Source organism: Variovorax sp. V213, assembly GCF_041154455.1.
GTDB lineage: Bacteria > Pseudomonadota > Gammaproteobacteria > Burkholderiales > Burkholderiaceae_C > Variovorax.
In genome coordinates this window covers 4,940,577-4,954,382 of record NZ_AP028664.1, presented here as the reverse complement: position 1 = coordinate 4,954,382, position 13,806 = coordinate 4,940,577, and the positions used below count along the sequence as shown (strand labels likewise).

12 protein-coding genes are annotated in these 13,806 nt (G+C 68.5%); 10 read left to right on the top strand and 2 right to left on the bottom strand.

The genetic code is table 11. The annotated features are described in order from the left end of the window. Position 1 precedes the first annotated feature (1 nt). Both tagF and ACAM55_RS23390 read left to right on the top strand, forming a co-directional pair. Positions 2-724 carry a type VI secretion system-associated protein TagF gene (gene tagF, locus ACAM55_RS23395; protein WP_369653812.1) on the top strand — a complete coding sequence of 241 codons (723 nt, stop codon included), beginning with the start codon at positions 2-4 and terminating at the stop codon, positions 722-724. After that, on the top strand, positions 721-2,841 hold the full coding sequence (locus ACAM55_RS23390) for a serine/threonine protein kinase (protein WP_369653811.1): 2,121 nt from the start codon (positions 721-723) through the stop codon (positions 2,839-2,841). Before tagF ends, ACAM55_RS23390 begins: the two co-directional genes overlap by 4 nt. Here the strand turns inward: ACAM55_RS23390 and ACAM55_RS23385 are convergent. Beyond that, positions 2,834-2,971 carry a hypothetical protein gene (locus tag ACAM55_RS23385; RefSeq protein WP_369653810.1) on the bottom strand — a complete coding sequence of 46 codons (138 nt, stop codon included), beginning with the start codon at positions 2,969-2,971 and terminating at the stop codon, positions 2,834-2,836. The genes ACAM55_RS23390 and ACAM55_RS23385 overlap by 8 nt on opposite strands. A gap of 116 nt (positions 2,972-3,087) precedes the next feature. Continuing rightward, positions 3,088-4,629: a YifB family Mg chelatase-like AAA ATPase gene (locus ACAM55_RS23380; protein ID WP_369653809.1), complete on the bottom strand. Its 1,542-nt coding sequence runs from the start codon at positions 4,627-4,629 to the stop codon at positions 3,088-3,090. 218 nt (positions 4,630-4,847) lie between these two features. Between ACAM55_RS23380 and ACAM55_RS23375 the strand changes: the two genes are divergently transcribed. The 8 genes from ACAM55_RS23375 to glcF all read left to right on the top strand — a co-directional run bounded on the left by ACAM55_RS23375 (position 4,848) and on the right by glcF (position 13,788). Further along, a complete protein-coding gene (locus ACAM55_RS23375) occupies positions 4,848-5,669 on the top strand; it encodes a TorF family putative porin (RefSeq protein ID WP_369656464.1) in 822 nt (273 codons plus the stop codon). Positions 5,670-5,732: 63 nt separating this feature from the next. After that, positions 5,733-6,071 carry a P-II family nitrogen regulator gene (gene glnK / locus ACAM55_RS23370; protein WP_007833403.1) on the top strand — a complete coding sequence of 113 codons (339 nt, stop codon included), beginning with the start codon at positions 5,733-5,735 and terminating at the stop codon, positions 6,069-6,071. A gap of 28 nt (positions 6,072-6,099) precedes the next feature. Further along, a complete protein-coding gene (locus tag ACAM55_RS23365; RefSeq protein ID WP_369653808.1) occupies positions 6,100-7,632 on the top strand; it encodes an ammonium transporter in 1,533 nt (510 codons plus the stop codon). 264 nt (positions 7,633-7,896) lie between these two features. Continuing rightward, positions 7,897-8,829, top strand: a complete 933-nt coding sequence (locus ACAM55_RS23360) for an SMP-30/gluconolactonase/LRE family protein (protein WP_369653807.1) — start codon at positions 7,897-7,899, stop codon at positions 8,827-8,829. Between the two features lie 11 nt (positions 8,830-8,840). Further along, positions 8,841-9,725, top strand: a complete 885-nt coding sequence (locus ACAM55_RS23355) for a LysR substrate-binding domain-containing protein (RefSeq protein WP_369653806.1) — start codon at positions 8,841-8,843, stop codon at positions 9,723-9,725. Between the two features lie 164 nt (positions 9,726-9,889). Continuing rightward, a complete protein-coding gene (locus ACAM55_RS23350; protein WP_369653805.1) occupies positions 9,890-11,392 on the top strand; it encodes an FAD-linked oxidase C-terminal domain-containing protein in 1,503 nt (500 codons plus the stop codon). An 18-nt stretch (positions 11,393-11,410) separates the two neighbouring features. After that, a complete protein-coding gene (glcE, locus tag ACAM55_RS23345; protein ID WP_369653804.1) occupies positions 11,411-12,526 on the top strand; it encodes a glycolate oxidase subunit GlcE in 1,116 nt (371 codons plus the stop codon). 29 nt (positions 12,527-12,555) lie between these two features. Beyond that, on the top strand, positions 12,556-13,788 hold the full coding sequence (glcF, locus tag ACAM55_RS23340; protein WP_369653803.1) for a glycolate oxidase subunit GlcF: 1,233 nt from the start codon (positions 12,556-12,558) through the stop codon (positions 13,786-13,788). Positions 13,789-13,806 lie beyond the last annotated feature (18 nt).

Below are 13,806 nucleotides of genomic sequence, written 5' to 3'. Positions count from 1 at the left end.
CATGAACAGCGGCATCCCTTTGCCCCGGGTGTGGGTACCGGCCGACGAGCAGATCGGCTGGTACGGCAAGCTGCCGGCGGCCGGCGACTTTCTCTACCGCCGCATGCCGCGCGAGCTCCAGGCCTGGTGGGACCGCTGGATGCAGAACGGCCTCGGCGCTTTCAAGCGCTGGCCCGACGCCATGACGCGGCACTACGTCGTGGCGCCGGTCTGGAACTTTGCGATTCCCGCGACGCAGGGCGTGGATGCGCTGCAGTTCGGCTGCATTGCGCCCAGCTGCGACCGCGTCGGGCGCTACTACCCCGTGTGCGTGACGCTGCAGGTGGCGGCGTCGAACTACCGCCCTTCCATGCTGGAGGGTTCCGCCGCGTGGTACTGGCAGTGCGGCACGGCCTTGCTGCAGGCGATCCGCCACAGCGTGGCGCCCGACCAGTTCGACCACCAGGTGCTGGCCGCGGCCCATGGCGGGTTCCACACTGCGAGCGGCGGCTCGGACGACATCCTTTCGATCCTCGGGCCCGCGGCCGGGGGCGCAGGTGCGGGCGCGCAGCAGCGCCTCGGCTGGCCCGAGCTTCCGCTGTGCTTCGATGCCTTCGGAAGCACCAGCTACTGGTGGACCAACCAGGCGGACGGCTCGCCGCTGCGAACCGCCGCGCACGGCGGAGGCCTCAACACGCCATTGTTTTCGAAGTTGTTTTCACAGGGGCATGTGCCATGGGCATGACGACGAACGCCAGCAGCAGTAGCAACAGCAGCAGCGCGCCGGCCGATCCGCAGGAGCGGCCCCATCCGCTGGCGGCGGGCCATCGGCTGGACGAGTTCGAACTGCTCGAGGTGATCGGCGAAGGCGGCTTCGGCATCGTCTACCGGGCCTACGACCACTCGCTGCAGCGCGAGGTGGCCATCAAGGAATACATGCCGTCGATGCTCGCGCGCCGCGTGGGCGACGACAGCGTGCATGTGCGTTCCGACCGGCTCACGGCCACCTTCCAGGCGGGCCTGCGCAGCTTCATCAACGAGGCGCGCACGCTCGCGCAGTTCAGCCATCCGGCATTGGTGCGGGTGCATCGCTTCTGGGAGGCGAACTCCACCGCCTACATGGCGATCCAGCTCTATCGCGGCCGCACGCTGCGGCGCCTTGCCGAGGAAGATCCGTCGAAGATTTCCGAGGCCTGGCTGCTCGGCGTGCTGGGCCCACTGCTCGGCGCGCTGGAAACGCTGCACCGCAGCCAGTGCTTCCACCGCGACATCGCCCCCGACAACATCTTCATCCAGCAGGACGACATGCCGGTGCTGCTGGACTTCGGCGCGGCGCGCAAGTCGATTGCCGACCTCGTCGACGAAGTCGCGGTGATGGTGAAGTCGGGCTATTCGCCGATCGAGCAGTACGCCGACGACAACACGCTGCTGCAGGGCGCGTGGACCGACCTCTATGCGCTGGGTGCCGTGCTGTACCGCGCGGTCACCGGGCATCCGCCACCGTCGGCGGTGGTGCGCAGCGTGCAGGACGCCTATGTGCCGCTGTCTTCGCTGGGGCGCGGCGACCTGAGTCCGGGCTTCTGCGCGGCGGTCGATCACACGCTGGCAGTGCACAGCAAGGACCGCACGCAGACCGTGGCCGCATTCGCGGCCGAGCTGGGCCTGGCCAAGCTTGGCGACACCTACGTGAGCGGGCTGCCGGCGCCGACGGTCATCGTTGCGCCGCCTTCGAAGGCGGCACCAGCCGTGGTGCCGCCGCGGCAGCAAGCAGCGGCGCCCGCGAAGCCCGCGGCGGCGCCGGACACCGCAGCATCGGCCGGGGTTGTGCAGGCCAAGGCCGCCGTGCCCGAACCGGTCGAGGCCACGTCAGAGCCCGAGGCCGAGGTCGTATCCACGGCCAGACCGGTTCCGGCGCCTTCGTCCAAGGCCGCCGCGCCGGCACGCGCGCCGTCGGCAGCTGCCAGGCAGAAGCAGCAACCGCCGTCGTCCGTGAGGAAAACATCGCGTCCGCCGTGGGTGCTGGTCGGCGCGCTGGTGATCGCGCTGGTGGGCGTGGGCAGCTGGATCGGACTTCGCCTGAGTTCGTGGAAGCAGGAGACCTCGACCGCGATGGCGCCGGTGCCTCCGCCTTCGGGCCCGATGTCCGCCAACGCGCCGCCTCCCGCCGCCATGCCGCCGGGCGATGGCGGCACGGCACCCGCAGGAGGCAACGTGGCCGCAGCCCCCGGCGGCGCCACGCCTCCCGCGGCGGCGGCCAGTGCGCCGGCCGCTTCGTTGACGCCGCTGGACAGCGTGCCGGTCATTGCCCCGGCGCCGGCAGCGCAGGCCAACGCGGCAACACCGGCGACGCCGCCGACTGCCACCACACCGGCAACACCGGCCACGCCGCCGGAGGCGGCCCTCGCCACCAGCGAAGTCGAAGACTGGAACCTGGCCCAGGCCGAGAACACGCGCGAGGGCTACGAAGCCTATCTGCGCCGCTACCGGCGCGGCCTGCATGTGCGCGAGGCCCGCAATGCGCTTGCCGAGCTGAACCGGCTCTCGACCACCGTGCCGGCGGCGCCCGGCACCACGCCGGCGAACGCCGTTCCCACCGTGGTGGCGGGCGGCGCCACCACGCCGCCGGCCGCACAGCCGGCCGCCCCTCCCGGCATGGGACGCGTGGTGCTCAACATACGGCCTTGGGGCCAGGTCCTGGTCGACGGCGCCGAGCGCGGCGTGAGCCCGCCGCTCAAGTCACTGTCGCTGCGCCCGGGCATCTACAACATCGAAGTGCGCAACGGCGACCTCGACGTGTACCGGCAGCGCGTGACGGTGCAGGACAGCCGCTCGGCGCCCGTGGTGAGCCACGAGTTCAAATAGCGGCGTCGGCCGCCCGGCGCCAGCGCTGCGCGGCGACCAGCGCCAGCACCGCGGCGTGATGCAGCGCGAGGCTGAAGGCCAGCGATGACTGCGCCCGGCCGAGGCCCAACTCGCGCTTGACCGGTTCCATCAACAGCGCAAAGGCGTAAAAGACGCTGCCCAGGTGATGAGCTGGCCGACAGACAGCCAGCCGACCATGCGACGGCCGTAGAGGGTGGGAGCGGGTGGGTTCACTGCGGATCGGCTTCAGTGCCGCAGTGCCCGACGGTACTGCACCGCCTCCGCCACGTGCTCCGCCCGCACCGACTCGGCACCCGCCAGGTCGGCCACCGTGCGCGCCACCTTGAGCGCGCGGTGCGTGCTGCGTGCCGACCAGCCGAGCTTGGCGGCGGCATTCACCATGAACTTGCGCGCCGCATCGTCCAGGGCGGCGTGTTCGTCGATGGCACCGGCCTGCAGCGCCTGGTTGGCGCTGCCCTGGCGCTGCAGCGCGAATTCGCGCGCGGCGACCACGCGGGTGCGGATGCTGCCGGTCGATTCCCCGGCGGGCGCCCCGAGCAACTGCTGCGCCGAGACCGCGGGCACTTCGATGTGCAGGTCGATGCGGTCGAGCAACGGGCCGCTGAGCTTGCCCTGGTAGCGCAAGATCTGGTCGGGCGTGCAGCGGCAAGCCTTCAGCGTCGAGCCCAGGTAGCCGCAAGGGCACGGGTTCATGGCCGCAATGAGCTGGAAGCGGGCGGGAAACTCGGCGCGCCGGGCGGCCCGCGCAATGGTGATGGTGCCGGTTTCGAGCGGCTCGCGCAGCGCCTCGAGCGCGGAACGCGCGAACTCGGGAAATTCGTCCAGGAACAGCACACCATGGTGCGCCTGCGAGATCTCGCCCGGCCGCGGGGGCGAGCCGCCGCCGCCCACCAGCGCGACGGCGCTCGACGTGTGGTACGGCGCTGAGGTGGGCCGGGTCATCCAGCGCGCGGTCGAGAAGCTGCCGCCCAGGCTGGCGACCGCCGCACTCTCAAGCGCCTCGTCCACGCTCATGGGCGGCAGCAGCCCGGCAAAGCGCTGCGCGAGCATGGACTTGCCCGAACCGGGCTCCCCGACCATCAGCAGGCTGTGTCCACCCGCGGCGGCGATTTCAAGGGCGCGCCTGGCGCCTGCATGCCCCTTCACGTCGGCCAGGTCGGCGTACGTCGGCATGGTGGCAGCGGCCGCGGCGTGGACCCGGGCCCAGCCGTCCGCGGCGGGTGGCTCGGCCTGCTGCAGCGCCGCGTCCTCGGCCATGAAGCGCCGCACCACGTCCAGCAGGTGCCTGGCGCCATACACCTCGCCGCCGGGCACCAGCGCGGCTTCCTGCGCGCTTTCGGTGGGCAGCACCAGGCGCGTGGCGATGCCGCGGGTGTGCAGGGCAAGCGCCATGGCCAGCGCGCCGCGTACGGGCCGCAGCTCACCCGAAAGAGAGAGTTCGCCGGCAAATTCGTGGCCGGCGAGGCGGGCGGCCTGGATCTGCTCGCTGGCGGCGAGGATGCCGAGCGCAATGGGAAGATCGAAGCGGCCGGAGTCCTTTGGCAGGTCGGCCGGCGCCAGATTGACGGTGATCCTCTTGTTGTTCGGAAACTCGAGGCCGGCGTTCTGGATGGCCGAACGCACGCGTTCGCGCGCCTCCTTGACTTCGGTTTCCGCCAGCCCGACGAGCGTGAAGCTCGGCAGGCCGTTCGCCAGATGCACCTCAACCGTGACACTGGCCGCTTCCAGCCCAAGCAAAGCACGACTTTGCACCAAAGACAGGCTCATTTTTATTACTCTCCCCATTGTGGTGCGCCCATTTTGGGTTGGGCTCGTGCACCGCCGGGGCCTGGGAGCCCCGCACATGAAACGTTTGTAATTTTTCATCGGGGGTTTGTGGATCGGCGGGCCCCAGGCGCGCAGCAGGGGGAACGAGCACTTTGGCACGCTCCCTGCTACGAAACGATGTCCCCTAACTATCCAATCAACCCCGAGGAGTCTCGATGATGCACCGTAAATTCGCCCAGGCAATGGCCGTGGCCGCCCTTGCCGCACTGCCGATGCTGGCGAGCGCCCAACTTACGGGCAACGTGGCCCTGACCAGCAACTACAAGTTCCGCGGTCAGGACCAGGACATGATCGGGAAGAACGACTACGCCAAGACCAAGGGCTTCAAGCCCGCCATCCAGGGCGGCTTCGACTACGCATTCGGCGAAAGCGGCTTCTATATCGGTAACTGGAATTCGAGCGTCAACTGGCTGCAGGGCAACAGCATCGAGAGCGACATCTATGGCGGTTACAAGTTCAAGGCCGGCCCGTTCGACCTGGACGTGGGCGCACTCAGCTACATCTACCCGGGCAACAGCCGCGGCAACACCACCGAGCTGTACGGCGCCGGCACCTGGGCCGACGAAGCGATCGGGTCGTTCACGCTGAAGTACTCGCACACCGTGTCCAAGGACTACTTCAACTACGCGGGCAACAAGGACGGCTCGGGCCTGAAGGGGCGCAACACCGGCTACCTGAACCTGTCGTACAGCAAGGAAATCGTGCCCAAGGTCACGCTGAAGGCCGCCGTGGGCTACACCCACATGTCCAGCGACATCCGCAGCCTGGGCTACAAGAGCTACGTGGACTACAACGTGGGCGCGTCGTATGACTTCGGCAACGGCCTGTCGCTGGCGGGCTCGGTGCAGGGCGCCAACAAGAAGAGTTCCTACCTCGCGCTGAGCAACCCGGGCTACGACTTCGGCTTCGGCACCTTCGGCCAGCAGTACTACTCGCCCAACAAGGCGCGCTTCATCGTCACCCTCAGCAAGACGCTGTAAACACAAAAACAAGGTGCGGCCCAAGCTGCCGCACCATTCATTCCATCCAAGAAGGAGAAAGTCATGAAGCTGGTCACAGCCATCATCAAACCGTTCAAGCTCGACGAGGTGCGCGAAGCACTGTCGGCCATCGGTGTGCAAGGCATCACGGTCACGGAAGTCAAGGGTTTCGGCCGCCAGAAGGGCCACACCGAGCTGTACCGCGGCGCCGAGTACGTGGTCGACTTCCTGCCCAAGGTCAAGATCGAAGCGGCGGTGTCCGACGATCTCGTCGACCGCGTGATCGAAGCCGTCGAGGGTGCTGCCCGCACCGGCAAGATCGGCGACGGAAAGATCTTTGTCTACAACCTCGAGCAGGTGGTCCGCATCCGCACCGGCGAAACGGGCCGTGAAGCCCTCTGACCAGCCAAGGCCCGAAAGAACAACGACTATGAAAAAACTGCTTGTCTCTCTTGCGCTCGGCTTGAGCGTGTTCACTGCCGCTTTTGCGCAGGCACCCGCGCCCGCCGCGGAAGCGCCGGCCGCTTCGGCACCGGCTGCCGCCGCTCCGGCGCCCGCGGCTGCGCCCGCTGCCGCGGCACCCGCTGCCGCAGCGCCTGCCCCTGCCGAGGCAGCGCCCGCCGCGGCTCCCGCTCCTTCTTTCAACAAGGGTGACACCAGCTGGATGATGCTGTCCACGCTGCTCGTCATCATGATGACCGTCCCCGGCCTGGCCCTGTTCTACGGCGGCCTGGTGCGCAGCAAGAACATGCTGTCGGTGCTCATGCAGGTGATGGTCACCTTCTCGATGATCGTGGTGCTGTGGCTCATCTATGGCTACAGCCTTGCGTTCACCGAGGGGAATGCCTTCTTCGGCGGATTCGACCGGCTCTTCATGAAGGGGATCTTCGATCCGGCCACCGGCGTGTTCGCGCCCGGCGCCACCTTCAGCAAGGGCGTCTACATCCCCGAACTGCTGTTCGCCGCCTTCCAGGCCACCTTCGCCGGCATCACCTGCTGCCTGATCGTGGGTGCTTTCGCCGAGCGCGCCAAGTTCTCGGCCGTGCTGCTGTTCATGGTGATCTGGTTCACCTTCAGCTATGCGCCGCTCGCGCACATGGTCTGGTTCTGGATGGGCCCGGACGCCTACACCGCCGCCAACGTGGTGGATGCACAGAACGCCAAGGCTGGCCTGATCTGGCAATGGGGCGCCCTCGACTTCGCGGGCGGCACCGTGGTGCACATCAACGCAGCCGTGGCGGGCCTGGTCGGTGCCTTCGTGATCGGCAAGCGCGTCGGCTACGGCAAGGAAGCCTTCACGCCGCATTCGCTCACGCTCACCATGGTCGGTGCCTCGCTGCTGTGGGTCGGCTGGTTCGGTTTCAACGCAGGTTCGGCCCTCGAAGCCGGCACCAGTGCCGTACTCGCCTTCATGAACACCTTCACCGCCACCGCCGCAGCCGTGCTCGCATGGTGCATCGGTGAAGCACTGATGCGGGGCAAGGCCTCGATGCTGGGTGCTGCTTCGGGCGCCGTTGCAGGCCTCGTGGCCATCACCCCGGCCGCCGGCAACGTCGGCCTGATGGGCGCCATCATCATCGGCTTCATCGCCGGCTTCGCCTGCCTCTGGGGCGTCAACGGCCTCAAGAAGCTGCTGGGCGCGGACGACTCGCTCGACGTGTTCGGCGTGCACGGTGTCGGCGGTATCGTCGGCGCGCTGCTCACCGGCGTGTTCAACACCCAGGCACTCGGCGGCCCCGGCCTCGTGGGCGACTGGGTCACGGCCAGCGTGGTGTCCAACGGCATCGGCGCCCAGGTCTGGATCCAGCTCAAGGGCGTGCTGCTGACCATCGTCTGGTCGGGCGTGGTGGCGTTCATCGCCTTCAAGATCGCCGACCTCACCATCGGCCTGCGTGTGTCGGAAGAAGAAGAGCGCGAAGGCCTCGACATCTCCTCGCACGGCGAGACTGCATATAACAGGTAACCCCAAAGCAATAGGCAACCCCCCAGTCTTCGCGCACTTCGTGTCGCTTCGCCAACCCCCCTGCCGGGGGCAACACCAGAGGCCCGGCAAAGCCGGTTCCTCGGTGTTCCACGAAGAAGGCATACGGCGCAAAGGCTGGTTATAAGAACCACAAGAAGCGATCCTTTTTCAGCAAGGTCTCCTTTGGATGTTCAGCCCGCGAGCGCTTCGGCGCCAGCGGGCTTTTTTTTGTCTTCGGGGCCGCGGATGCACAATCCGCAGATCATGTGGACCACCCTCGAAAACAGCCTCTGCGAGCTCGGCGAATCGCCGTTCTGGCACCCGCAAGAACGCGCGCTTTACTGGCTCGATATTCCGGGGCGCGCGGTGCTGCGCACGCGCGGCGAAATCGGCACGCCGTCGGCCAGGGTGGAGCGCTGGGCCTTGGCCACCGAGCCCGGCTGCATGGCGCCGGCCAGGAGCGGCGGCTTCGTGATCGCGCTGCGCGACGGAATCTACCGGGCCCGCGAATGGGGTGGTGAACTGGTCGCGATGGCGCGCGTGGCGCATGACGTGCGCACCATGCGGTTCAACGACGGCAAATGCGATGCGCTCGGCCGTTTCTGGGGCGGTTCGCTCAACGAGGCCAAGGACCGGGCCAACGCCGCGCTCTACTGCTTCGATGCGCGCCCCGGCACCGGCGTGGCGCCCACATTGGCGCAGATGGCCAACGAGTCCACCACCGCCAACGGACTCGCGTTTTCGCCCGATGGCCGCACCCTCTACTGGGCCGACACCGCCGCGCACGTGGTGCGTGCGTGGGACTGGGACGCCGAGGCCAACTCGCTCTCGCGTGCGCGCGTGTTCCACCAGTTCGAGGCCAAGCCCGAAGGCTGGGCACCCGAGTCGCCCGTGCGCTACGAAGGCCGGCCCGATGGCGCCACGGTCGATGCGCAGGGCCACTACTGGGTCGCGATGTTCGAAGGTGCACAGCTGCTGCGGTTCGCGCCGTCCGGCGAGATCGTCGCCTCGGTGTCCGTCCCCGTTCAGTGCCCGACCATGCCCTGCTTCGGCGGCGACGACCTGAAGACGCTCTTCGTCACCAGCGGGCGCAAGGGGCGGCCCGCCAGCGAGATCGAGAGGCTCCCGGCCTCGGGCAGAGTGATTGCGATGCAAGTCGACATTCCTGGCCTGCCGGTCAATTTCTTCGAAGATTGAGAGGCCACGCGATGGCCCTGCAGCACATCCCGCCGATCCAGTGCCTGCTGACCTTCGAGACCCTGGCGCGGCTGCGGCATGCAGGCCGCGCGGCGGACGAGCTGTGCGTCACGCCCAGCGCGGTGAGCCACCGCATCCGCCAGCTGGAATCGCATGTGGGCTTCAAGCTCTTCGGCCGCAGCGACTTCAGCCTCACGGCCGACGGCGCGGCCTACCTTGCCAACGTGCGCACCGGCCTTGCGGCGCTGCAGGCCACGCCGGGCGGCCATGCGGCGCAGCAGCGCGCAACACGCCTGCGCATCGCCGTCACGCCCACCTTCAGCCGTGTGTTCCTGATGCCGCGACTCGAATTGTTCCGCAACATCTGCCCGGACATCGAACTGGTGCTGCAGGTGTCGATTCCGCTGCTCGACGTCACGGCCGAGCAGGCCGATCTCGAAGTCCGCTATGGCAGCGGCGCATACGCCGACTGCGAACACCGGCTGCTGCTGGAGGAAGAGGTGGTGCCCGCCTGCAGCCCGAGCTATCTCAACGAGTTCGGACCGTTCAATGGTTTCCGCACCGCGGCCGAGATCGCGAGCGCACGGCTGATCCGCAGCCCGCTGGAGCCCTGGGGCACCTGGTTCGCGAGCTGCGCAATCGACCAGCCCGAGCCGCACGTCGGCTCCCAGTTCAACGACCTGGGCCTGGTCTACGACGCGGCCGCGAGCGGCTTTGGCGTGGCGCTGGTGCGCCTGAAGATGGGCGCCGCCTGGTTCGAATCGGGCCGGCTGGTGCCGCTCTCCGACCGGCCCGTGCCGTCGCCGCACCGCCACACCATCTGCTGGCAGCCCGGCACTCTGGAGCGCTGGGAATGCGCCGCCTTTGTCGACTGGCTGGCGCAGAGCATGAATTGAACGCCCCCGGGGCCCGGCGGAGCCGATTCCGCGGCTGCACTCGGCTGGGCTCGGCCTGAGCCGGGCGCGGATGGCCGGCGAAGTTCTCTCAAGCCCGACGCGAAAAAGCTTCAACCCGGCCGCGCCGCATTTGCGTAGAGTGCGAGGCACCACGAGACATACACATGAACGCGCCGCTCACCGCCGTCCAGCACGATTCGCTGCAGAAGACCGACCGCCAGTCGCAGATCGTGCGCGCCCTGCAGGCCCACCTGCCGGCGCACGCGCTCATCTGGCATGCCGAGGACACCACGCCCTATGAATGCGACGGCCTCACCGCCTACCGGCAGCGGCCGCTGGTGGTGGCGCTGCCCGAAACCGAGGTCCAGGTGGCGGCGGTGCTCAAGACCTGCCACGGGCTCGGCGTGCCCGTGGTGGCGCGCGGCGCGGGCACCGGGCTCTCGGGCGGCGCGATGCCGCATGCGCTGGGCGTGACGCTCTCGCTCGCCAAGTTCAACAGCATCCTGAAGATCGACCCGCTTAGCCGCACGGCCGTGGTGCAGTGCGGCGTGCGCAATCTCGCCATCAGCGAGGCTGCCGCGCCCTTCAACCTCTACTACGCGCCCGATCCATCGAGCCAGATCGCCTGCACCATCGGCGGCAACGTGGCCGAGAACTCGGGTGGCGTGCATTGCCTGAAATACGGCCTCACGCTGCACAACGTGCTGCGCGTGCGCGGCTTCACCGCCGAGGGCGAGGCCATCGAATTCGGTGGCGAGGCGCTCGACGCGCCGGGCCTGGACCTGCTCGCGCTGGTCATCGGCAGCGAAGGCATGCTGGCCGTGACCACCGAGGTCACTGTCAAGCTCGTGCCCAAGCCGCAGCTCGCGCGCTGCATCATGGCCAGCTTCGACGACGTGCGCAAAGCCGGCGATGCGGTGGCCGCGGTGATCGCCGCCGGCATCATCCCGGCGGGTCTCGAGATGATGGACAAGCCGATGACCGCCGCGGTCGAAGACTTCGTGCGCGCCGGCTACGACCTCGATGCGGCAGCGATCCTGCTGTGCGAATCCGACGGCACGCCCGAAGAAGTGGAAGAAGAAATCGGCCGCATGACCGCCGTACTGCGCTCCTCCGGTGCCACCGCCATTGCGGTGAGCACCAGCGAAGACGAACGCATGAAGTTCTGGAGCGGCCGCAAGAACGCCTTTCCGGCCTCGGGCCGCATCAGCCCCGACTACATGTGCCTGGACTCCACCATTCCGCGCAAGCGGCTGGCCGACATCCTGCTGGCCATCCAGGAGATGGAGAAAAAATACCAGCTGCGCTGCTGCAACGTGTTCCACGCGGGCGACGGCAACCTGCATCCGCTGGTGCTGTTCGACGCCAACGACCCCGACGAGCTGCATCGCTGCGAGCTGTTCGGCGCCGACATCCTCGAGACCAGCGTGGCCATGGGGGGCACCGTGTCGGGCGAGCATGGCGTGGGCGTGGAGAAGCTCAACAGCATGTGCGTGCAGTTCACCGCGGCCGAGAACGAGCAGATGTTCGGCGTCAAGCGCGCCTTCGATCCGGCCGGGCTGTTGAACCCCGGCAAGGCGATTCCCACGCTGCAGCGCTGCGCCGAATACGGCAAGCAGGTGGTGCGCGGCGGCAGGCTGCCGCACCCCGATCTGCCGCGTTTCTGAATAACAAAAGAAAAAGACATGGAACCTGCCCTCAGCCAGATCGCCGAGCGCATTCGCGCCGCGGCCGCCGAGGCCGCGCCGCTTCGCATCCGCGGCGGCGGCACCAAGGATTTTTACGGCGAGCCGCCGCATGGCGAGGCCTTGAGCACTGTCGGGCTCACCGGCATCACGAGCTATGAACCGAGCGAACTGGTCGTCACCGCGCGCGCCGGCACGCCGCTCGCTGAACTCGAGGCCGCGCTGGCCGAAAAGGGGCAGTGCCTGCCTTTCGAGCCGCCGCATTTCGGCACGGCCGGCGCGGGTACCGTGGGCGGCATGGTGGCCGCCGGGCTCAGCGGCCCCGCGCGCGCCAGCGTGGGCGCGGTGCGCGACTACGTGCTGGGCGCCACGCTGGTCAACGGCCGCGGCGAGGTGTTGGGCTTCGGCGGCCAGGTGATGAAGAACGTGGCGGGCTACGACGTCTCGCGCGTGCTGGCGGGCTCGCTCGGCACGCTGGGCGTGATTGCCGAAGTGAGCCTCAAGGTGCTCCCCGTTGCGCCCGCCGAGGCCACGCTGGCCTTTTCCTGCAGCCAGGCGGACGCCCTGCGCCTGCTCAACGAGTGGGGAGGCCGGCCCCTGCCATTGAATGCGAGCTGCTGGTTCGAGGCTGCGGGCACCGGCACGTTGCGGCTGCGGCTGCGTGGCGCCGCCGCGGCGGTAGAAGCCGCCTGCGCGCACCTGGGCGGCGAGCGCATGGATAACGTCGTCGCCGCTGCCGGATGGCAATCGCTGCGCGACCAGCAGCATCGGTGGTTCGCCGCCGCTGACGGCTCAGTCGCACTCTGGCGCCTGTCGGTGCCGCAGACGGCACCGGTGCTCGCGCTGCGCGATGGCGGCGTGCCCTTGATCGAATGGCACGGCGGGCAGCGCTGGTACAAGGCTCCGCTCGAACGCGCCTCTCTCATTCGCGAAGCGGCGCATGCGGCAGGTGGGCATGCCACGCTGTTCAGGATGCCCCCTGCCTCCACAGCAGGCGCCGGTGCCCGACGCTTCGATGCGTTGAGCGCACCCGTCGCGCGCATCCACCATGCCCTGATGCGCGAGTTCGACCCCCACGGCATCTTCGACCGGGCCCGGCTTCTCGCGGCCGCCTGAAGCCCAGCGACCCGACACGTTCAACTTCCATGCAAACCGAGCTCGCCCCCGAATTCCGCGACACCGACGACGGCCGCGAGGCCGAAGCCATCCTGCGCAAGTGCGTGCACTGCGGCTTCTGCACCGCCACCTGTCCCACCTACCAGCTGCTCGGCGACGAGCTCGACGGACCGCGCGGCCGCATCTACCTGATCAAGCAGGTGCTCGAAGGCAAGGCGCCGACGCGCAGCACGCAGCTGCACCTCGACCGTTGCCTGACCTGCCGCAATTGCGAAAGCACCTGCCCGAGCGGCGTGCAGTACGGCCACCTGGTCGACATCGGCCGAAAGATCGTCGACGAGAAAGTGCCGCGCCCCGCCATGGAATCGGCCACGCGCTGGCTGCTGAAGGAAGGGCTGCCGTCGCCGCTCTTCGGTCCCGCGATGGCGTTCGGCCAATCGGTGCGCGGGCTGTTGCCCGAGGCGCTCAGGGCCAAGGTGCCCGCGAAGCAGGAGGCCGGCGCCTGGCCCACAGCCACGCATGCGCGCAAGATGCTGATGCTCGCGGGCTGCGTACAGCCGTCGATGATGCCCAACGTCAACAGCGCGACGGCGCGCGTGCTCGACGCCGCGGGCATCCAGGCCGTGATCGCGAAGGAGGCCGGCTGCTGTGGCGCCGTGAAGTTCCACCTCAACGACCAGGAGGGCGGCAAGGCGCAGATGCGCGCCAACATCGATGCTTGGTGGCCGATGGTGGAGCGCAACGAGGCCGAGGCCATCGTGATGAACGCCTCGGGCTGCGGCGTCACGGTGCGCGAGTACGGCCATATCCTGCAGCACGACCCGGCCTATGCCGCCAAGGCGGCGCGCATCAGCGAGTTGACGCGCGACCTGAGCGAGCTGCTGCCCGATCTGGTGCCGGCGCTGAAGGCCCGGGTGCACGCGCCGCAGGGCGTGGTCGCCTACCACCCGCCCTGCACGCTGCAGCACGGCCAGAAGCTGCGCGGCGGGGTCGAGACGCATCTGCGCGCGCTCGGCTTCGACGTGCGCGTGGCCATGAACGAGTCGCACCTGTGCTGCGGCTCGGCCGGCACCTACTCGGTGCTGCAGCCCGAACTGGCCTACCCGCTGCGCGACCGCAAGCTCGGGCATCTGAAGCAACTGCAGCCGAGCGTCATCGCCTCGGCCAACATCGGCTGCATCACGCATCTGCAAAGCGGCAGCCAGGAAACGCCGGTCCGCCACTGGGTCGAGCTGCTGGACGCTGCCCTGGCGACGGCCTGATCGCACACCGAAGAGCGC